18 protein-coding genes are annotated in these 18,651 nt (G+C 74.0%); 10 read left to right on the top strand and 8 right to left on the bottom strand.

What is annotated here, in order from left to right; all coding sequences use genetic code 11:
• Positions 1 to 282: 282 nt before the first annotated feature.
• Positions 283 to 723 carry a hypothetical protein gene (locus tag ABZ899_RS04795; RefSeq protein ID WP_361340729.1) on the bottom strand — a complete coding sequence of 147 codons (441 nt, stop codon included), beginning with the start codon at positions 721 to 723 and terminating at the stop codon, positions 283 to 285.
• A 182-nt stretch (positions 724 to 905) separates the two neighbouring features.
• Here ABZ899_RS04795 and ABZ899_RS04790 point away from each other — a divergent pair, with 182 nt between their 5' ends.
• The 3 genes from ABZ899_RS04790 (at position 906) to ABZ899_RS04780 (ending at position 3,960) form a co-directional block, all read left to right on the top strand.
• Positions 906 to 2,423 carry an aromatic amino acid ammonia-lyase gene (locus tag ABZ899_RS04790; protein WP_361340727.1) on the top strand — a complete coding sequence of 506 codons (1,518 nt, stop codon included), beginning with the start codon at positions 906 to 908 and terminating at the stop codon, positions 2,421 to 2,423.
• Positions 2,420 to 3,280, top strand: coding sequence for a MurR/RpiR family transcriptional regulator (locus ABZ899_RS04785; protein ID WP_361340725.1), 861 nt, complete (start codon positions 2,420 to 2,422; stop codon positions 3,278 to 3,280). The genes ABZ899_RS04790 and ABZ899_RS04785 overlap by 4 nt, the downstream gene beginning before the upstream one ends.
• A gap of 92 nt (positions 3,281 to 3,372) precedes the next feature.
• A complete protein-coding gene (locus tag ABZ899_RS04780) occupies positions 3,373 to 3,960 on the top strand; it encodes a hypothetical protein (protein ID WP_361340722.1) in 588 nt (195 codons plus the stop codon).
• Positions 3,961 to 3,970: 10 nt separating this feature from the next.
• Here the strand turns inward: ABZ899_RS04780 and ABZ899_RS04775 are convergent, their stop codons facing one another.
• The 5 genes from ABZ899_RS04775 to ABZ899_RS04755 all read right to left on the bottom strand — a co-directional run bounded on the left by ABZ899_RS04775 (position 3,971) and on the right by ABZ899_RS04755 (position 7,787).
• On the bottom strand, positions 3,971 to 4,345 hold the full coding sequence (locus ABZ899_RS04775; RefSeq protein WP_062664557.1) for a hypothetical protein: 375 nt from the start codon (positions 4,343 to 4,345) through the stop codon (positions 3,971 to 3,973).
• 14 nt (positions 4,346 to 4,359) lie between these two features.
• Positions 4,360 to 4,857 (bottom strand): roadblock/LC7 domain-containing protein, encoded by a 498-nt coding sequence (locus tag ABZ899_RS04770; RefSeq protein ID WP_361341540.1) that lies wholly within the window; start codon positions 4,855 to 4,857, stop codon positions 4,360 to 4,362.
• A gap of 82 nt (positions 4,858 to 4,939) precedes the next feature.
• On the bottom strand, positions 4,940 to 5,731 hold the full coding sequence (locus ABZ899_RS04765) for a transcriptional regulator (protein WP_361340720.1): 792 nt from the start codon (positions 5,729 to 5,731) through the stop codon (positions 4,940 to 4,942).
• Positions 5,728 to 6,120: a hypothetical protein gene (locus ABZ899_RS04760; RefSeq protein WP_361340718.1), complete on the bottom strand. Its 393-nt coding sequence runs from the start codon at positions 6,118 to 6,120 to the stop codon at positions 5,728 to 5,730. Before ABZ899_RS04760 ends, ABZ899_RS04765 begins: the two co-directional genes overlap by 4 nt.
• Positions 6,121 to 6,299: 179 nt before the next feature.
• Complete coding sequence (locus ABZ899_RS04755; RefSeq protein ID WP_361340716.1) at positions 6,300 to 7,787, bottom strand: diaminopimelate decarboxylase; 1,488 nt, start codon at positions 7,785 to 7,787, stop codon at positions 6,300 to 6,302.
• A 61-nt stretch (positions 7,788 to 7,848) separates the two neighbouring features.
• On the opposite strand from ABZ899_RS04755, the gene hutU reads away from it, so the two are divergent.
• The 4 genes from hutU (at position 7,849) to hutI (ending at position 13,479) form a co-directional block, all read left to right on the top strand.
• Positions 7,849 to 9,513 (top strand): urocanate hydratase, encoded by a 1,665-nt coding sequence (gene hutU, locus ABZ899_RS04750; RefSeq protein WP_361340714.1) that lies wholly within the window; start codon positions 7,849 to 7,851, stop codon positions 9,511 to 9,513.
• A 122-nt stretch (positions 9,514 to 9,635) separates the two neighbouring features.
• Positions 9,636 to 10,838 (top strand): allantoate amidohydrolase, encoded by a 1,203-nt coding sequence (locus ABZ899_RS04745; protein WP_361341537.1) that lies wholly within the window; start codon positions 9,636 to 9,638, stop codon positions 10,836 to 10,838.
• Complete coding sequence (locus tag ABZ899_RS04740) at positions 10,835 to 12,211, top strand: formimidoylglutamate deiminase (protein ID WP_361340711.1); 1,377 nt, start codon at positions 10,835 to 10,837, stop codon at positions 12,209 to 12,211. The genes ABZ899_RS04745 and ABZ899_RS04740 overlap by 4 nt, the downstream gene beginning before the upstream one ends.
• Positions 12,208 to 13,479 (top strand): imidazolonepropionase, encoded by a 1,272-nt coding sequence (gene hutI / locus ABZ899_RS04735; protein ID WP_361340707.1) that lies wholly within the window; start codon positions 12,208 to 12,210, stop codon positions 13,477 to 13,479. Before ABZ899_RS04740 ends, hutI begins: the two co-directional genes overlap by 4 nt.
• Here the strand turns inward: hutI and ABZ899_RS04730 are convergent, their stop codons facing one another.
• Together ABZ899_RS04730 and ABZ899_RS04725 are read right to left on the bottom strand one after the other, a co-directional pair.
• Positions 13,480 to 15,063: an RICIN domain-containing protein gene (locus ABZ899_RS04730; protein WP_361340704.1), complete on the bottom strand. Its 1,584-nt coding sequence runs from the start codon at positions 15,061 to 15,063 to the stop codon at positions 13,480 to 13,482. It lies immediately after the preceding gene.
• 227 nt (positions 15,064 to 15,290) lie between these two features.
• Positions 15,291 to 16,241 (bottom strand): RNA polymerase sigma factor SigF, encoded by a 951-nt coding sequence (locus ABZ899_RS04725; protein ID WP_361340702.1) that lies wholly within the window; start codon positions 16,239 to 16,241, stop codon positions 15,291 to 15,293.
• A gap of 239 nt (positions 16,242 to 16,480) precedes the next feature.
• Between ABZ899_RS04725 and ABZ899_RS04720 the strand changes: the two genes are divergently transcribed.
• From ABZ899_RS04720 to ABZ899_RS04710, 3 genes are all read left to right on the top strand, one after another.
• The gene (locus ABZ899_RS04720; RefSeq protein WP_361340700.1) at positions 16,481 to 16,867 is read left to right on the top strand and encodes an STAS domain-containing protein; all 387 of its coding nucleotides are present in this window, start codon (positions 16,481 to 16,483) and stop codon (positions 16,865 to 16,867) included.
• Between the two features lie 231 nt (positions 16,868 to 17,098).
• Positions 17,099 to 17,692, top strand: coding sequence for an ATP-binding protein (locus ABZ899_RS04715; RefSeq protein ID WP_361340697.1), 594 nt, complete (start codon positions 17,099 to 17,101; stop codon positions 17,690 to 17,692).
• A 265-nt stretch (positions 17,693 to 17,957) separates the two neighbouring features.
• The gene (locus tag ABZ899_RS04710) at positions 17,958 to 18,644 is read left to right on the top strand and encodes an LPXTG cell wall anchor domain-containing protein (RefSeq protein WP_361340694.1); all 687 of its coding nucleotides are present in this window, start codon (positions 17,958 to 17,960) and stop codon (positions 18,642 to 18,644) included.
• The last annotated feature ends 7 nt before the right edge of the window (positions 18,645 to 18,651 follow it).

The raw sequence follows: 18,651 nt of genomic DNA, 5'->3' as shown, positions 1-18,651 counted from the left end.
GACCGGCGGTCCCGGCCGTCGCCGAAGTGGTACGAGCGTGTCACGTCGACGCAGCACACGCTTAACACGCGTCCGGCACATTGATGGGTGTCGGCAGACGGGCGGGAGCGGCTCCCCGCCCGAGCCGGCGCCGAACGTCCAAGGACCTCCGGAGCGGCTCCCGGACCTCCATGGACGCCCGGACGTGAGACCTGGCCCTGACCCGGTCGACGTCCCTCGCGGGGACCGCCGTCGTCCCGCCCCCCGGTGACGGGGGTGCGGCGGTCCCCGCGCACAAACCTCTCAGTCCTCCCAGGCGTCGTCGCCCTTGCCGGCCCCGTGGCGCCCGCCCCGGAACAGCCCCGGGCTGGTGCGCGCGACCTGGGCGACGTTCACGCCGACGATCCCGGCCCAGGCGACCAGCAGCCCCGGCAGCTGGGCGACGCCGCCGCCGATGGCCGACAGCGGGATCGCCAGGACCAGCGAGACGATGCCGAAGCCGAAGCGCTCGCCCCAGCTGTCCGTGGGCCGGGACGACCGGGCGCCCCTGGCCGCCGTCATCTGCTGCTCGGCCAGCTGCCGGCGGAGCCGGCGCTCGACCGCGCCGTCGATGCGCTGGTCGACCTTCTCCAGGAACGAGTCGACCAGCGCGGACTCGTACTCCTCGCCGAGTTCCCTGCGGGCCTGCAGCGTGGCGTCGAGTTCCTTCTTGAGCTCGGGGCCCTGCGCGTCCATTGCGGTCATACGCCCACGGTAGGCAGCGGCGGGAGCCTCACGCACTGGGGACAACCCCCCTCTCACGGCGGGGGAAGCCCCGCCCGCCACCCGGGCGCACGGGCCGGGACGCAAGACGTCCCTTGCCCGGCTGCATAGCGTCATGCAGAGTTCTTTCTAGCTGAATAACGGCGTGAGGGGAGTGCTGGTCGATGGGGTCGCGGTGCGTGGACCTGCCGGGCGTCCCGTCTCCCGGGCACACCGGGCCGGTCGTCCTCGACGGGGCCGGGCTCGGCGTGGAGGACGTCGTGCGCCTCGCCGACGGCATCGCGCGGCCGGTGCCCGCGCCCGACGCGCTCAAGCGGACCGAGGTGTCCTGGGACGCCGCCCGCCTCATCGCCGCGACCGGACGGGTCTACGGCCGTTCCACCGGCGTCGGCGCCAACCGCAACGAGCCGGTGCCCACCGAGGCCGCCGCCGGGCACGGGCTGCGGCTGCTGCGCAGCCACGCCGGCGCCATCGGCGCGGAGGTGCCCGCCCGGCAGGTGCGGGCCATGCTCGCCATACGGGCCAACCAGCTGCTCGCGGGCGGCTCCGGCCTGCGCCCCAGCGTCGTCACCGCCCTGTGCGAGGCGCTGGAGGGCGGCGCCCACCCGGCCGTCAACGAGTTCGGCTCCGTCGGCACCGGCGACATCGCGGCCCTCGCCCAGGCCGGCCTCGCGCTCGCCGGTGAGCACCCCTGGCGCGGCCCCGGGGCGCCCGCGCCGCAGCCGCTGGACAACAACGACGCCCTCGCGTTCATCAGCAGCAACGCCCTCACCCTCGGCCAGGCCGCTCTCGCCCTGCACGAGCTGCGCGGGCTCGTCGGCGCCACCGAGGTCGTCGCCGCCCTCTCCCTGCTCGCCGTCGACGGCTCCCACGAGGCGTACGCCGCTCCCGTGCACGCCGCCCGGCCGCACCGGGGCAGCTCCGAGGCCGCCCGCCGGATGCGGCGGCTCATCGGCGCCGACGAGCGGCCGACCCCGCCGCTCGGCCGGATCCAGGACCCGTACGGCTTCCGCTGCCTGCCCCAGATCCACGGCCCCGCGCACGACGCCGCCGACGCCCTGGAGCACGTGCTCACGGTGGAGATGAACGCGGCCGCCGAGAACCCCCTCATCTCCCCCGAGGACATGGCCGCCTACCACCACGGCGGCTTCTACCAGGCCCAACTCGCGCTGGCCCTCGACCACTTCCGGCTCGCGCTCACGCAGGTCGCCCGGCTGTCGACGTCCCGGCTGTCGACCCTCAACGAACCGGCCTACACACGCCTTCGGCCGTTCCTCGCCGACCCCGCGCCCGCCGCGTCCGGCGTGATGATCCTGGAGTACGCGGCCGGCGCCGCCCTCGGCGATCTGCGCGCGTTCTCCGCCCCCGCCTCCCTCGGGCACGCTGTACTCTCCCGGGGCGTGGAGGAGCAGGCCAGCTTCGCCTCGCTCGCCGCGCGGCAGACACTGCGCGCGTGCGACGCGTACCGTCTCGTCGTCGGCTGCGAACTCGTCTCCGCCGTACGGGCGTTGCGCCAGCGCGACCTGCGGCCGGACCCCGCGCTGCCGGCGGGCCGGGCCCTGGAGCTGGCCGAGGCGGTGCTCGACGACGACCCGGCCGACCGCCCGCTCACCGGCGACGTCACCGCGGCGGCGGCACTGCTGGACCGGTTCACCGACCTCTGGAGGGGAAGCGCGGCATGAGCGCCGACAGGAACACGACCGGGACGGACGGTCCCGCCGCGCGGCTCCAGACGCTGTTCGAGGGGCACCGGCTGACACCGACCCAGCGGCGCATCGCCCACAGCATGGTGCGCCGGGCCGCCGACGTGCCGTTCCTGTCCAGCGTGGAGCTGGCCGAACTGGCCGGCGTCAGCCAGCCGTCCGTGACCCGCTTCGCCGTCGCCCTCGGCTTCGACGGCTACCCGGCGCTGCGCCGGTACCTGCGCGAGGTCGCGCCCGCCGAACCGGCCCCGGACACCGGCTCGTACAACGAGTACCAGCAGGCCGTCGAGGCGGAGATCGAGAACCTGCGCCACCTGGCCGAGGCGCTCGCCGACCCGCGTCCCGTGCAGCGCGCCGGGCGCGTCCTCGCCGCCTCCCGCCCGCTGCCCGTCCTCGGGCTGCGCGCCGCGGCCGCCCAGGCGTACGGCTTCGCCTACTTCGCCGCCAAGGTGCACCCGGACGTCCGGCTGCTGGACGAGGGCGGCAGCATGCTCCACGACCGGCTCGACGCCGCCGTCCGGGCCGGGGCGAGTGCCCTGCTCTGCTTCGCCCTGCCCCGGCACCCGCGCGAGGTCGTGGACACCCTGGTCTACGCCAAGGAGGCCGGGCTGACGGTCGTGACCGTGGCGGACTCCGCCTTCGCACCCGTCGCCCGGGCCTCGGACCTACTGCTGCCCGCGGCCGTCGGCACCGGTCTCGCCTTCGACACCGCGTGCGCGCCGATGCTGCTGGGCCGGGTCCTGCTGGAGGCCATGTGCGACGACCTGCCGGACGCCCAGGCGCGCCTGGAGGAGTTCGACGCACGGGCGGCGGCACGGGGGCTGTTCGTCGAGTGAACCGGTCCGTGCGCTCTTCATGCTCATCTCATGTTGGCTGGCTAACCTGCCCGCCACAGGTGTCTGGACGACAACGAGACGGGAGGCTGAACGTGGTGCGCGGTGGAGGACATGGGCTGGCTCGGGTCGCCGTCGTCGTACGGGCCGGGGCCGCGCCGCTGTGGTGGACCGGGGTGTGCGCGGCCGGTGTCGGTGCGCTGGTGCCGGGCCTGACGGGGCGCCGGATCGGCGGGCTCGCCGGGGCGGCGCTGTTCCTCGTGGCCCTCGCCGTCGTCTCGTACGCCCGCCGCGGACGGTACGCCGCGCTGATCGCTTCGGCCGCGCGGGCCGCCAAGCAGGACGCGCTCCAGGACCGGGCGGTGAGCGTGCGCGCCTGGCGCAGGGGCCACCGCTGGTGGCTGCTGGTGGCCCTCGCCGCCGCCGTGGCCTCCGCGTTCGCGGTGCCGGTGGCGGGCGGGCTGCTGCTGGCGGGCTGCGGGGCGGGGCTGTGGCTGAAGGCGGCCTGGCTGGGCCGCCGTGAGCTGACCGGGGGCGTTCTGCTGTGGGTGCGGGTCGACTGGCTGGACGCACGGTCGGGCCGCCCGGCCGGCAAGGCCGTGAAGGGCTACCGCAGCACCGGCATCGCCGCGGGCGACGCGGTCCCGGGCGGGGCCCGCCGCCGCACCGCGGCGCTGGTGTGAGGCCGGCGCCCTACACCTCCAGCTCCTCCTCGATCTTCTTCAGCTGGTGCCGGGCCATGGCCAGGTTGGCGCGCTTGGCGTCGAGCACCAGGTACATGAAGAGGCCGTTGCCACCGCGCCCGGTGAGCAGCCGGATCAGGTGGTACTGGTCGTTGAGGGTGATCAGGATGTCCTCGATGCCGCCCTTGAGGCCGAGGTGCTCCATGGTGCGCATCTTGGCCCGGATGACGTCGGTGTTGCCCGCGGCGGCGACGTTGAGGTCGAAGGTCTTGCTGCCGCCCAGGGTGCCGAGGGCCATTCCGCTGGTGTAGTCGACGAGCGCGACGCCGGTCGCCCCCTCGATCGACGCGAGGCATTCCTTCAGAGCGGTCTCGGTGTTGGCCATGACGTGGTGTCCTCTCAACTTTCGGTAGTGGTGCGCGCGTTCGCGGCGGTCCGCGCGGCGCGCGTGCTTCTCGTACGGGTGGGCATGGGTCTGGCGGGCTCCTTCGCGGAGCTCTCGGCCGGGTTCCGTCGCGGCAGCGCCGCCTCGGCGTCGACGAGTTCGCCGATGCGGGCGCCGGCGCGGCGGCCCTCCAGGTGCAGCCGGCCGACGTTGACGCCGTCCTCGGCGAGCAGCGTCAGCACGGCGGTGCGTCCGGCGGCGTAGGTGGCGACATAGCCGCCGGTGCCGCGCATGAGCAGCTCGCGGAAGTCGCCCCGGCCGGTCGCGTCCGTCACGCGCGTCGCGACGCCGAGCGCCGCTGCGGTGAGCGCGGCCAGGCCGTCCGGCTCGACGCCGGGTGTGTCGTGGGCGAGGACGAGGCCGTCGACGCCGGCCGCCAGGGCCCCCGTCAGCTGGGGAACCCGGGCCCTGAGCCGGCGGAACTCGTCGAGCAGTGCGGCCTCGGCCGCCATCAGTTTTCTCCTCTCGGCACGGGACCGCTGGGGCGGGCGGGGCAGCCCGTCCGCCGTGTCGCGGTCCTCGAAGGTCTTGCGGTCAAAGGGCCTCCAGCGCATCCCTGACCCTCTTCAGCAGCGCGACATAGGGATCGCCGGCGGCGTCGGACGGATGGTCCTGGTGAAGTGGTGTCCGCGCGCAGACGAGGCCCGCCGCGGCCAGCCGCCGCAGGTGCACCAGGGTGTGGAAGGCGGGCCTGCCCAGCTCCCGCGCGATGTCCACGGCCTTGCGGACGCCGTCCACCCGGGCCAGTACGGCCGCCTGCCGGGACGGCACCGCGGGCGCCGCGACCGGGTCGGCCCGCACCAGCGGCGCGCCGTCGATCGCCGGGTCCGGCCAGATGTGCCGCAGCAGGGCGCGGCGGCGCAGCGTCTCGCGCTCCAGGTCGTCCACCGGCACCGGGTGCACGGCGGCGAGCCAGTGGGCGCCGCCGTACCGGAAGCGGCCGGGCGTGCTGCTCGGGGCGAGCGCGAAGTACGCCGCGTCGTACAGGGCGCTGACCTGGGCCAGCTCCAGCACGCCGGCGGTGACGCCGTGCCGCAGCAGATGGGCCTCGTCGGCGGTGTCCTCGGCGTCCTGCCACGCGGTGGCGTCGAGACCGCCGTGGGCCGTCAGCAGCGTGCCGAGGCTGGGGGCGAGCGGGCTCTCCGCGTGCACCACCCGGCCGTCGACGAGGTGGAGCGTGCCGTGCTCGCGGTGCAGGACGCCGGTGGCGTGCTCGTCCGCGAGCCGGGTCAGCATCGGGGAGACCACACCCCGGCTCTCCCGGAGGGCCGCCTGCCGGTCCCGGACCGGAAGCCGGGGCGGCGGGGTGTCGGCGATCACGGTCATCCCAGCACCAGCCGTTCGGCCATCTCGCCGAGCCGGATGCGGGCCAGCGCGAGATTGCCGTCCGAGCGGGCCAGCCACAGGTACAGGCACACGCTGCTGTCGAACGACGTCGGCACGAACCGCAGCACGTGGTAGCTGTCGCGGTTGCTGAGGATCACGTCCTCGACCGGGGGATCCGCGGGGTCGCCGCCGTCCTGCGGGCCGAACGCCTGCTGCTCGGCGGCCAGCCGGGCCAGTTCTGCCGCCTCGGCGGCCGCCGTCTCGTGGTCACCTCCCGGAGGGTCGCCCACCGTGCCCAGGGCCAGCCCGCTCGTCCAGTCCACGAGTGCCGCGCCCCGGGCACCTGGCAGTCGCATCGTCTCCAGCAAGCACTCGTCGATTCCGGGCACCGTCGCTCCCCTCCCGCCTGGGGTCCGGCTGAGTGACCGCCAAACTACGCAACGTGTGTGCGGCGGGTGAGCGTTCGGGCATTTTCCGGTGGAACATGCGCCGAGTGGCTAGGGTGGGTCGACTGACCACCTCCGCAGGTGAGTTGACCTCGCCTGTTCGCAGTGCTGCCCGGGGTGCGTCAACGGCGCCCGTGCTCGGCGAGAGTGGTGAGCGCGGTGACGTGCGCCCCTCCGGACTCGGCCACGATCTCCTCGACGGACTGCGGCTCCCGTACCGTCGCGAACGCGACCTCCCCGTCCGCGCCGGCCGCGAAGCCGTAGACCCCGGGCCGGGCCAGGGAGTTGTACGCGTAGTGGTGCGCGAAGTAGTACGCCCCGGTGTCGAGCGCCGCCGCGTGGTCCCCCTGCTCCAGCAGCGGCAGCGAGGCCCGCTCGGCCAGCAGGTCGCCGGAGAAGCAGGCCGGCCCGGCCACGTCCTGGGTCACGTCCGGCCCCTCCCTGGGGCGCCCTTTGGCGTCGTACGCGGCGATCCGCAGCGGCCAGCTGCCCGGCATGTACACCGTCCGCGCGGCGACCTGCACCCCCGCGTGCGTGATCGCGACCGGCCGCCCGCCCGCGCTCTTGGCGTACTCGACCCGCGCCACGATCGTGCCGTGCTTGGCGAGCAGGGACCGGCCGAACTCGGTGACCAGGCCGTAGCGGCCGTCGAACAGCCCCGGCACCGCCTCCGCGAGCAGGCGCGCGTACTGCGCGTAGGTCGGGGTGGTCGCGTCCGAGGCGAAGTTCACGGGCAGTCCGCCGCCGAGGTCGAGGGTGTCGATCTGCCGCCGTCCGACCGCCTCGTTGATCTCCTCCGCCAGCGCGTACGCCTCCGCCACGCCCTGGGCCATCAGGGACAGCGGGATGCCCTGCGACCCGGTGTGCGTGTGCAGCCGGGTCAGCCACGGACGGTCCCGGTACGCCTGGACGACCCACGCGCGGGCCCCTGGATCGCGCAGCGCCACGCCGAACTTCGAGGTGGGCGTGGCGGTCGACGTCGCCCCGATGGAACCCCCGCCGACCTGCGGGTTCACCCGCAGCCCGAGCGGGGAGCGGCTGGCGGCCGAGCGCGTCAGGGTGTCGAGGCGGTCCAGCTCCTGCGGATTGTCGGCGTTCACGGCGATGCCCAGGGCGAGCGCCTGGCGCAGCTCGGCCGGGGTCTTCGCGGGCGAGTCCAGGACCGTCGCCTCCGGGGGCAGGCCGGCCGCCCGGGCCAGCGCCAGCTCGCCGGGGCTGGCCACCTCGGCGCCGACCCCCTCCTCGTGCAGCAGCCGCAGCACCGGCACCAGCGGGCACGCCTTGACGGCGAAGGCGTGCAGCACGGGGGTGCCGGGCGCCACCACGGCGTCGAAGGCCGCCCGCAGCGCCGCCGCCGACTCCCGTATGCCGGTGACGTCGAGCAGGCCGACGACGGGGGAGTCCGGGCCGAGCAGACCCCGCTCCACGGCTGCCCGCACCGCCTCGTCCCGCCGTGCCGCCCGCCGTCCGTCGTGCGCCTCGATCCCCGCCGCCTCGTCCACCGCGTCCACCGCGTCCTCCGTCCCGTCGTCGTCCGCACCACCGCGTCCAGCCAAACACCGACCGGGTGCCCCCGCTGGCGCACGGATGTATTGACTAGCTCTATTCATGAAGCCAGGATGTGAATAGCAACCTCAACAGTCATCGTCACCGTCCGCTGGGAGGCAGACCATGTCAGGACCCCGCACCGTCCGAGCTCCGCGCGGTACGGAACTGAGTGCCCTGGGATGGCAGCAGGAAGCCGCCCTGCGGATGCTCCAGAACAACCTCGACCCCGAGGTCGCCGAGCACCCCGACAAGCTCGTCGTCTACGGCGGCACCGGCAAGGCCGCCCGCGACTGGCGCTCCTTCGACGCCATGGTCCGCACGCTGAGGACCCTCAAGCAGGACGAGACGATGCTCGTCCAGTCCGGCCGCCCCGTCGGCGTCATGCAGACCCACGAGTGGGCGCCGCGCGTCCTCATCGCCAACTCCAACCTGGTCGGCGACTGGGCCAACTGGGAGGAGTTCCGCCGCCTGGAGGCCCTCGGCCTCACCATGTACGGCCAGATGACCGCCGGCTCCTGGATCTACATCGGCACCCAGGGCATCCTCCAGGGCACCTACGAGACGTTCGCCGCCGTCGCCGCGAAGAAGTTCGGCGGCACCCTCGCCGGGACGATCACCCTCACGGCCGGCCTCGGCGGCATGGGCGGCGCCCAGCCGCTCGCCGTCACCATGAACGACGGCGTCGCGATCTGCGTCGACTGCGACCCGCGCGCCATCGAGCGCCGCATCGAGCACCGCTACCTGGACGTGAAGGCCGACGATCTCGCCCACGCGCTCCAGCTGGCCACCGAGGCCCGCGACGCGCGCAGGCCGCTGTCCATCGGTCTTCTCGGGAACGCGGCCGAGCTGCTCCCGCGGATGCTCGCCGAGGGCGCCCCCATCGACATCGTCACCGACCAGACCTCCGCCCACGACCCGCTCGCCTACCTGCCGGCCGGCGTCGCCTTCGAGGACATGGCCGACGCCGCCGCCAAGGACCCGGCCGGGTTCACCCAGCGGGCCCGCGAGTCCATGGCCCGGCACGTCGAGGCCATGGTCGGCTTCATGGACGCCGGGGCCGAGGTCTTCGACTACGGCAACTCCATCCGCGGCGAGGCCCAGCTCGCCGGGTACGACCGCGCCTTCGCCTTCCCCGGCTTCGTCCCCGCCTACATCCGCCCCCTCTTCTGCGAGGGCAAGGGACCCTTCCGCTGGGCCGCCCTGTCCGGCGACCCGGCCGACATCGCGAAGACCGACAAGGCGATCCTCGACCTGTTCCCGGAGAACGAGTCCCTCGCCCGCTGGATCAAGCTGGCCGGGGAGCGCGTCCACTTCCAGGGCCTGCCCGCCCGGATCTGCTGGCTCGGCTACGGCGAACGCGACAAGGCCGGCGAGCGCTTCAACGACATGGTCGCGAGCGGCGAGCTGGCCGCGCCGCTGGCCATCGGACGCGACCACCTCGACTGCGGCTCCGTCGCCTCCCCGTACCGCGAGACCGAGGCCATGCTCGACGGCTCCGACGCGATCGCCGACTGGCCGCTGCTGAACGCCATGGTGAACGTGGCCTCCGGCGCCTCCTGGGTCTCCCTGCACCACGGCGGCGGCGTCGGCATGGGCCGCTCCATCCACGCCGGCCAGGTCACGGTCGCCGACGGCACGAAGCTCGGCGGGGAGAAGATCCGCCGCGTGCTGACCAACGACCCCGGCATGGGCGTCATCCGGCACGTGGACGCCGGCTACGACATCGCGGAGTCGGTCGCCGACGAGCGGCAGGTCCGCGTGCCGATGCGCGAGGGTGACCCGGCGTGAGCGGGAACGGCAACCCCCCGGTGGGGGCGGGCGGTCCGCCGCCGACCACGGGTCCGGCTGCGCCCACCCGTGCCGCCCCGCGGAACGACGGCCCACAGCCGGGCGGCAGCTCGTTCCACGAGATGTGGCGCGAGCTGCACCCCATCGGGCGGCACCCCGACTCCCACGGCTACCGCCGCTCCGCCTGGACCGGCGCCGACCTCGACTGCCGGGCCTGGTTCGAGGAGCAGGCACGCACCCGCGGCCTCGCCTACGAGGTGGACCGCAACGGAAACCAGTGGGCCTGGCTCGGCGACCCCACCGCCGGGGACGCCGTCGTCACCGGGTCGCACCTGGACTCCGTGCCCGACGGCGGGGCCTTCGACGGCCCCCTCGGCGTGGTGTCCTCCTTCGCCGCGCTCGACGAACTGCGTGCCCGCGGCACGGACCTCGCCAAGCCCCTCGCCGTGGTCAACTTCGGCGACGAGGAGGGCGCCCGCTTCGGGCTCGCCTGCGTCGGCTCCCGGCTCACCGCCGGAGCCCTCAGCACCGAGGACGCGCACCGCCTGACCGACGCGGACGGCACCAGCCTGCCGCGCGCCATGGAGGCCGCCGGATACGACCCCGACGCCCTCGGCGCCGACCCAGAACGGCTCGCCCGCATCGGCGCCTTCGTCGAGCTGCACGTGGAGCAGGGCCGTGCCCTGGACCTGACCGGCGACCCGGTCGGCATCGCCAGCGCCATCTGGCCGCACGGCCGCTGGCGGTTCGACTTCCGGGGCGAGGCCAACCACGCCGGGACCACCCGGCTCACCGACCGGCGCGACCCGATGCTCCCCTACGCCGAGACGGTGCTCGCCGCCCGCCGGGAGGCCGGACACGCCGGAGCCGTCGCCACCTTCGGCAAGATCGCCGTCGAGCCCAACGGCGTCAACGCCGTCCCCTCCCTGGTGCGCGGCTGGCTCGACTCCCGCGCCCGGGACCAGGCGGTGCTCGACACCGTCGTCGGCGGCATCGAGAAGGCGGCCCGCGCCCACGCCGACGCACACGGCGTCGGACTCGACGTCGTCCGCGAGTCCTTCACGCCGGTCGTCGAGTTCGACCACGGACTGCGCGACGAACTGGCCCGCATCCTCGGCAAGGACACCGACATCAGCGTGCCCGTCCTGGGTACGGGCGCCGGACACGACGCCGGAATCCTCTCCGGGCGCATCCCGACGGCCATGCTGTTCGTACGCAACCCCACGGGTGTCTCGCACTCCCCGGCCGAGTTCGCCGCCGAGGACGACTGCGTGGCCGGGGTGCTCGCACTCGCCGACGTACTGGAAGGGCTGGCCCGCAGGTGACAGCGAAGACGTACTGGCTGGAGCACGCCTGGCTCGACACCCTCCCCCAGGCTCTCGGCTCCGCTCGAGCAGGGGGGACCGCCGTCGAGCCGGGCGTCGCCCTCGACGTGGCCGACGGCCGCGTCACCGCCGTCCGCACCGGCGTCCCCACCCCGCCGCCCGGCGCGGAGGCCCTGCGCGGACTGACCCTGCCCGGCCTCGCCAACGCGCACAGCCACGCCTTCCACCGCGCCCTGCGCGGCACCGCCCAGGTCGGCTCCGGCACCTTCTGGACCTGGCGCGAGGTCATGTACGCCGTCGCCGAGCGGCTGACGCCGGAGACCTACCACGCCCTGGCCCGCGCCGTGTACGCCGAGATGGCGCTCGCCGGCATCACCGCCGTCGGCGAGTTCCACTACGTCCACCACGCGCCCGGCGGCACCCCCTACGCCGACCCCAACGCGATGGGCGAGGCCCTGATCGCGGCCGCCGCCGAGGCCGGCATCCGGATCACCCTCCTCGACACCGCCTACCTCTCCTCCGGCTTCGGCCGCCCGCCCACCGCCCACCAACTGCGCTTCTCCGACGGGGACGCCGACGCCTGGGCCGAACGCTGTTCACTTCTCAAGGAACACGATCACGCGCGGATCGGCGCGGCCGTCCACTCCGTGCGGGCCGTGCCCGCCGAGCAGCTGGCGACCGTCGCCCGCTGGGCCGAGGAGCGGCACGCCCCGCTCCATGTGCACCTGTCCGAGCAGACCGCCGAGAACGACGCCTGCCGCGAGGCCCACGGCTGCACCCCGACCCAGCTGCTGGCCCTGCACGGGGTCCTCGGCCCGCGCACCACCGGGGTGCACAACACCCACCTCACGCCCGAGGACATCTCCCTGATCGGCGGCAGCGGCACCGGCACCTGCATGTGCCCCACCACCGAACGGGACCTCGCCGACGGCATCGGACCGGCCGCCGCCCTCCAGAACGAGGGCTCACCGCTGTGTCTCGGCTCCGACAGCCACGCCGTCATCGACCTGCTCGAAGAGGCCCGCGCCCTGGAGCTGAACGAGCGGCTGCGCACCCGCACCCGCGGTCACTGGACGGCGGCCGCCCTCCTGCGGGCCGCGTCCGCCGACGGCCACGCGGCCCTCGGCTGGGACCGGGCGGGCACGCTGGAGCCCGGTGCGCTCGCCGACTTCACGACCGTCGCGCTGGACTCCGTCAGGACGGCAGGGCCGCTTCCGCGGCTCGGGGCCGAGACGGCCGTATTCGCCGCGTCGGCAGCGGACGTGTCGCATACGGTCGTGGCCGGCCGGCATGTCGTGCGGGACGGGGTCCACACCCTTGTGCCGGACGTGCCGCGAGCCCTCGCGGACGCCGTCGCAGCCCTGCGCGGATGACCCCGGGCCGCTCCGCCCCCGACCCCACCGCCGACCAGGCAACCAAGGACGCCATGAGCAACGCGACGACCGTCAGCCCCGCCCACTCAGCGAGCACCGCCAGCACGCTCATCACCAACATCGCCGCCCTGGTCACCAACGACCCCTCCCTCGGTGACAATTCCCCCCTCGGACTGGTCCACGACGCGGCGATCGCCGTCGAGGGCGACCGCGTCGTGTGGACCGGTGATCAAAGGAAAGCACCCGCCACTGACAACCGGGTCGACGCCGGTGGCCGGGCGGTGATCCCGGGCTTCGTCGACTCCCACTCGCACCTCGTCTTCGCGGGCGACCGCACCGAGGAGTTCAACGCCCGGATGTCGGGCCGGCCGTACAGCGCGGGCGGCATCCGCACCACGGTCGCCGCCACCCGGGCGGCGAGCGACGCCGACCTCGAGCGCACCCTCACCCGGCACCTCGCCGAGGCCCTGCGCCAGGGCACCACCACCTTCGAGACCAAGTCCGGCTACGGCCTGACCGTGCAGGACGAGGCCCGCGCCCTGCGCATCGCCGCCGCCCACACCGACGAGGTCACCTACCTCGGCGCCCACATCGTCCCCCCGGACCACGCCGGCGACCCGGCGGCCTACGTCGAGCTCGTCACCGGCGAGATGCTGGACGCCTGCGCCCCGTACGCGCGCTGGATCGACGTCTTCTGCGAGAAGGGTGCCTTCGACGGCGACCAGGCCCGCGCGATCCTCACCGCCGGAAAGGCCCGGGGCCTGCACCCGCGCATCCACGCCAACCAGCTCTCCTACGGCCCCGGTGTGCAGCTGGCCGTCGAACTGGACGCCGCCAGCGCCGACCACTGCACCCACCTCACGGACGCCGACGTCGACGCGCTCGCCCACAGCCGCACCGTCGCCACCCTGCTGCCCGGCGCCGAGTTCTCCACCAGGGCGCGGTGGCCCGACGCCCGCCGGCTGCTCGACGCCGGGGTCACCGTGGCGCTGTCCACCGACTGCAACCCGGGCTCGTCGTACACCTCGTCGGTGCCGTTCTGCGTGGCGCTCGCCGTACGGGACATGGGGATGACGCCCGACGAGGCGGTCTGGTCGGCCACGGCGGGCGGCGCGGCGGCACTGCGCCGGGACGACATCGGACGGCTCACCCCGGGCGCCCGCGCCGACCTGCTGCTGCTCGACGCCCCGAGCCATGTGCACCTGGCCTACCGGCCCGGTGTGCCCCTGGTGAGCGAGGTGTGGCGGCGCGGGGTTCGCGTGGCCTGATCAGGCGGCCCCCGCCCGCCACCGCTGACCGGCGCCGGCGCGCGTGGGCTCCAGCGACAGCCCGTCGCCGGCGCCGCCGTCGGGAGTGAGGGCCGTCCCGAAGTCGATGACGGGGCGGATCAGCCCGTCCCCGTCCACCACGAACATCAGGTTCCGCCCGTTGCGGCCCGACACCGAGTCGCAGTCCCAGATCCCGACGCCCCGGTCCGTGTCGCCCCGGCTGTCCAGGCAGAAGCCGGGGTCGGCGGCCGACTGCAGCACCCCGCGGTCCTCGTCGACCCGCCAGCGCTGGGTGCGCGACCCGGAGCAGCGGGCCGTGACCACGTCGGTCCCGTCGAAGAAGGCGCCGCCCACGTCCAGGCACAGTCCCGAACCGGCGTTCACGACCTGCGCGAACGAGGAGGACGGCGGGCGCGGGGTGGAGGACGGCGGTCGTGGCGTCGCCGTCCTCGTGGGCGTCGGACTCGGAGTCGGCGAGGGTGACTTCGAGGTCCGTGAGGGTGACGGTGACGGTGACGGCGGAGGCGACGACGTCGACGACGTGGTCGGTTCGGTCGCCGCCGAACTCGTCACCGCCGTCGGAGGCACGCTGACCGCCGCGCCCGCCGAGTCCCCCGCCTCCGATCCGCCCCGCGCCCCCAGGAACACCACCAGCGGCAGCAGAGCCACCCCGAGCGCCGCCGACACCAGGACGAGCTGACGGCGGTCCGGCCGTGTCTCCCGCACGCGTACGGGCCGTACCCGCGTGCCCCGGCCGGAGGCCGGCGTCTCCCGGGCCGCACCCCCGGTGTACGCCGTACCGCCCCACGGCAGCAGCCCCTCCGCCAGGGCCGCGCGCGGGGTGTCCCGCAGCGCCGCCAGCTCGTCGTGGGCGGCGGCGCAGTGCGCGCAGCGCGCCATGTGGGCCTGCAGATCGGCGCTGTCGCGCGGGTTGTCCGGCCGTACGGACTCCTCGATGAGACGGCCGAAGTCCGGGCAGTCCGGGTCGTCGGAGGCGGCGAGGCGGGTGTGCAGACAGGCGCGGGCGAGCTGCTGGAGCGCCGGGCCGGTGCCGTAGGCGACGTCCTCGCGGGTGAGGCCGAGCAGGGTCGCCGTGCGCTCGGGCGGCTCCCCCTCCACGATCCCGTACCAGACCAGGCCCTGGGCACGGTCCGGCAGGGACTGGAAGGCGGTGAGCATGGGCGGGAGCGGCCCGTCGGGGCCGGTCGTGCGCAGCAGGAGCAGCAGGGCGGGGTCGAGGCCCGCCGCCCGTTCGTCCGTCGCCCAGGTCCCGGCCGTCCGGGCGGCGAGGAGCAGGAGGTGGTGCCGCCAGGGCAGGCCGGGGTCGATGCCGCGCGCGGCCCGCCGGGCAGCCGATGTGACGGCCCCGGCGGCCAGTTGACGCGCCAGGGCGTCGTCGGGGGCGCACAGCCGGGCGTAGGCGAGGACGTGCGGGAGGTGGCGGGCGCGCAGCTCCTGGAGGGCGGGGTACGCCGTGGTCGTGTGACCGCGCAGCAGTTCGGTCAGCCGGGCGTCGGAGGTGTCCGCGTGGATCCGGGAACCGGTGTCCTCATGGTCGTGGCCTGTCTCCTCGGCCCCAGTCATCCCGCCGCCTCCTCGCAGCCGTTCGACCCGCGCGGACGGGCAACCGGCGGGTATGACGGCTCATAGTGGAGGAGGGGGAGCCCTGGGGAAAGGGTTTCCGCCGGTAACCCCTACGGTCGCCACGGGACCCGCACAGCACTGTGCCCGGTGCCCGGCCGACTGGTTTCGGCGGGGCACCGGGCACAGTCCCGGGGTCCGGAGGGGTGTCGTCGGCCTCCGACGGCCCGTCACTCCTCGATCGTCAGGCCCTTTCTGAGCCGGACCAGCGTCCGCGACAGCAGGCGTGAGACATGCATCTGGGAGATGCCGAGTTCCTCGCCGATCTCGGACTGGGTCATGCCGGCGACGAACCGCAGGGACAGGATCTGGCGGTCGCGCGGCGGGAGTTCGGCGATGAGCGGCTTGAGGGAGGCGACGTACTCGATGCCCTCGATGCCGTTGTCCTCGTAGCCGATCCGGTCGGCCAGCGCGCCCTCGGCGTCGTCCTCCTCGGGCTGGGCGTCCAGCGAGGAGGCGGTGTAGGCGTTCGACGCGGCCATACCCTCGACGACCTCGTCACGGGTGAGGCCGAGGCGCTCGGCGAGCTCGGCCACCGTGGGGGCGCGGTCGAGCTTCTGGGCGAGTTCGTCGCCGGCCTTGGCCAGGTCGAGCCGGAGCTCCTGGAGGCGGCGCGGCACCCGCACGGACCACGAGGTGTCACGGAAGAAGCGCTTGATCTCGCCGATGATGGTCGGCATCGCGAAGGTGGGGAACTCCACTCCGCGGCTGAGCTCGAAACGGTCGATCGCCTTGATCAGGCCGATCGTGCCGACCTGGATGATGTCCTCCATCGGCTCGCTGCGCGAGCGGAAGCGGGAGGCGGCGAACTTGACGAGGGCGAGGTTGAGTTCGACCAGGGTGTTGCGGACGTACGAGTAGTCGTGGGTGCCTTCCTCCAGCGACTCCAGCCGCTCGAAGAGGGTCTTGGACAGGGCCCGCGCGTCCACCGGCCCCACCTCGTCGTACGGGGGGATGTCCGGAAGCCCGGCGAGTGCGTCGAACTGAGCGAAGTCCTGGCCGGGGGCCGGTTCGGCGGATACGCCGCCGCGCTCGACGGGATCCGGGTTCTCCGGTCGGGGTGCCGACGTCGCGACGGGGGTATGCGATGCGTCGAGCCGGGGTGACATGATGTCCTCCATCGTTCTCGGCATATGGCTGCCGAAGCCGTTGCGTGCACTGCGGTGTGCGGCGCCTCCAAAGCCGGCCGAGTCGGTTGCGTGTCTCTACTAGCCCTATCGGCTTTGCAGAGCCCACCGCAAGTGCGCTCTGTCCATAAATGTCCGTTTGTGGGTGGATGTTCGGGTGTTGGAGGGCGTAGGGAAGGCGTAGTGTTCGACAGCGTCAGTCAGCAGCCACGACGTCGGGAGTGAGAGACGGCATGGACCGCGGGACGGTCGGCAGCGCACAGTCTGGCCGACTTCTGGTGGAGGTTCGCGAAGAGGGCTCCAGTGCCGTCGTGACCCCGGTGGGTGAGTTGGACCACCACACCGCAGATCTGTTGCGTGAGCCACTCGACGAGTGCCTCACGAAGGGTTTCAGCCGACTGGTGGTCGACTGTTCCCGGCTGGAGTTCTGCGACTCCACGGGCCTGAACGTGCTGCTCGGGGCGCGTCTGAAGGCGGAGGCCGCCGGCGGTGGGGTTCACCTGGCCGGAATGCAGCCCGTCGTCGCGCGTGTGTTCGAGATCACGGGGGCCGAGGCCGTCTTCACGGTCCACGACACCCTGGAGGCCGCCCTCGCCGACGGAAGCGCCGGCTCCGGCTGACCCCTTGTGTCGCCCGCGCAACGGACGTCACATCTTTCGGCCGAAGAAGAGGGGTGTTCCACCGCTCGGGTCGGGCAGGAGAGATCCTGGAACCGTCGGCTGTGACGTCGGCCACCGGCAGGGCCGTGACCGGCGCTCCGGGCAAGGGTCGTGTACTGGTGTACTGACTCTGCGTACAGATCCATTGAAGAGTTGAACGTTCAACTGGTGAATCGGTGAGGTGAAGCGCTGATGAGCACCACCCGGCCTTTCTCGCCGGGCGACCGCGGCCCGGAGCCCAGCGGCGCTTCCGGGTCGTCCGGGGCCGCTGCTCCGGCGCCGGACGGCTCCACGGAGGGCCCACCGGCCGTGGAGGCGTCCGCGAGCCCCCCCAGGGCTTCCCTGGCGCCCGTGGAGCCCGCGCAGCCGTCCGTGGCGCGTCAGGTCCGCACGCTGGACTTCACGGACCAGAGCGGCGTCGTCCCGCTCGCCCGTGACTTCGCCCGGCAGGCGCTGTACGCGTGGGGCTGGCTGCCGGCCGCCTCCGCCGACCGGAGGGCCGCCGCCGAGGACGTCCTGCTGGTGGTCTCCGAACTCGTCACCAACGCCTGTCTGCACGCCGAGGGCCCCGACGCACTGCTGATCGCCTACGACAACAAGGTGATCCGGGTCGAGGTGTCCGACAAGGGCACCGGCCAGCCCTCCCCCCGTACACCGCACCGCGCGGGCCGCCCCGGCGGCCACGGCATGTTCATCGTGCAGCGGCTGTGCCTGGACTGGGGCGTCGTCCGTAGCGCGGGGCAGGTCGGGAAGACCGTGTGGGCGGAGCTGGGCGCTCCGGCCTGACCCGTCCGGCCGCGGGAAGAATCGGTTTTCCCGTGGCCTTTCCGTTCCGTCCCCTGCGGGCTCTCGCCTTTCCGGCCCCCTCGCCTCAGCGCGGGCCGCTGCCGAAGCGCCCACGCGCCCGGCCTCGGGGCATCCGGGGTCACCACCCCCTCCCTTCGGCGCACTCACGATCGCCACCACTCCGGCGTGCGCCGCGTCTTCCTTCCTCAGGGCCCCGGGCGTACCTTGACGGCCGATCTGATACGCCGTCAGGAATGAGGGGACCGTGTCGAAGCAGAAGCGAACCGCCGCGCTCGGTACGGCCGCGGCCCTGGCCGGTTCGGCGGTGCTGCTGGCCGCCCCCGCGGCCCGGGCCGAGGTCGTCGACGTCGACTACGCCTGCAAGACGCCGATCGGCGACAAGAACGCCGTCTCGCCCATCGACATCAAGGGCGTCCGCAGCGGCGCCGGTTACAGGATCACGATGTCGTGGCAGAAGGGCGTCTCGTCCAGCCCGGTCGAGCTCGGCAAGGGCGCGATGAGCCCGAGCGCCACCATCGAGGTGGGCGGCGCGGACAGCGGCACCCTGAACGTGACCGGCCCGGCCAACCAGGAAGCGATACCGGCCAACACCCCCATCAAGATCAGTGATCTGACGGGCACTTACACCCCGGGGAAGAGCGGCAGGGTCACCTTCACCGCGGGCGTGCTCACCATCAAGGCGCTCGGCACCACGACCACCTGCACCCCCACCGGCGATCCGGGCCCCTCGCTCACCCTCGACGTGACGGCGGCGGGCGGCGGGGGAGCGGGCGGCACCTCCTCGTCCGGCGGCGACCCGGCGGCCGGGCTGCCGCGCACCGGCCCCGAGGACTCCGCGATCGCCCTCGGCACGCTCGGCGGCACCGTCCTCCTGGCGGGCGCGGCGGGCGCGCTGTGGCTGACGCGGCGGCACCGGCCGGCCGGCCGCTGACCGCTCG

The sequence above is a fragment of the Streptomyces sp. NPDC046859 genome, from assembly GCF_040645135.1.
GTDB lineage: Bacteria > Actinomycetota > Actinomycetes > Streptomycetales > Streptomycetaceae > Streptomyces.
Note: the sequence above shows the minus strand (reverse complement) of the source record. Positions and strands in the feature narration are given on the sequence as shown.

Excerpts from the sequence above, each read along its gene's own strand:
- ABZ899_RS04795 (WP_361340729.1), bottom strand. The coding sequence starts at position 723 with ATGACCGCAATGGACGCGCAGGGCCCCGAGCTCAAGAAGGAACTCGAC.
- ABZ899_RS04720 (WP_361340700.1), top strand. The coding sequence starts at position 16,481 with ATGGACCGCGGGACGGTCGGCAGCGCACAGTCTGGCCGACTTCTGGTG.
- ABZ899_RS04730 (WP_361340704.1), bottom strand. The coding sequence starts at position 15,063 with ATGACTGGGGCCGAGGAGACAGGCCACGACCATGAGGACACCGGTTCC.
- hutU (WP_361340714.1), top strand. The coding sequence starts at position 7,849 with ATGTCAGGACCCCGCACCGTCCGAGCTCCGCGCGGTACGGAACTGAGT.
- ABZ899_RS04755 (WP_361340716.1), bottom strand. The coding sequence starts at position 7,787 with ATGAATAGAGCTAGTCAATACATCCGTGCGCCAGCGGGGGCACCCGGT.
- ABZ899_RS04725 (WP_361340702.1), bottom strand. The coding sequence starts at position 16,241 with ATGGAGGACATCATGTCACCCCGGCTCGACGCATCGCATACCCCCGTC.
- ABZ899_RS04790 (WP_361340727.1), top strand. The coding sequence starts at position 906 with ATGGGGTCGCGGTGCGTGGACCTGCCGGGCGTCCCGTCTCCCGGGCAC.
- ABZ899_RS04765 (WP_361340720.1), bottom strand. The coding sequence starts at position 5,731 with ATGACCGTGATCGCCGACACCCCGCCGCCCCGGCTTCCGGTCCGGGAC.
- hutI (WP_361340707.1), top strand. The coding sequence starts at position 12,208 with ATGACCCCGGGCCGCTCCGCCCCCGACCCCACCGCCGACCAGGCAACC.
- ABZ899_RS04715 (WP_361340697.1), top strand. The coding sequence starts at position 17,099 with ATGAGCACCACCCGGCCTTTCTCGCCGGGCGACCGCGGCCCGGAGCCC.
- ABZ899_RS04775 (WP_062664557.1), bottom strand. The coding sequence starts at position 4,345 with ATGGCCAACACCGAGACCGCTCTGAAGGAATGCCTCGCGTCGATCGAG.
- ABZ899_RS04785 (WP_361340725.1), top strand. The coding sequence starts at position 2,420 with ATGAGCGCCGACAGGAACACGACCGGGACGGACGGTCCCGCCGCGCGG.
- ABZ899_RS04770 (WP_361341540.1), bottom strand. The coding sequence starts at position 4,857 with ATGGCGGCCGAGGCCGCACTGCTCGACGAGTTCCGCCGGCTCAGGGCC.
- ABZ899_RS04745 (WP_361341537.1), top strand. The coding sequence starts at position 9,636 with ATGTGGCGCGAGCTGCACCCCATCGGGCGGCACCCCGACTCCCACGGC.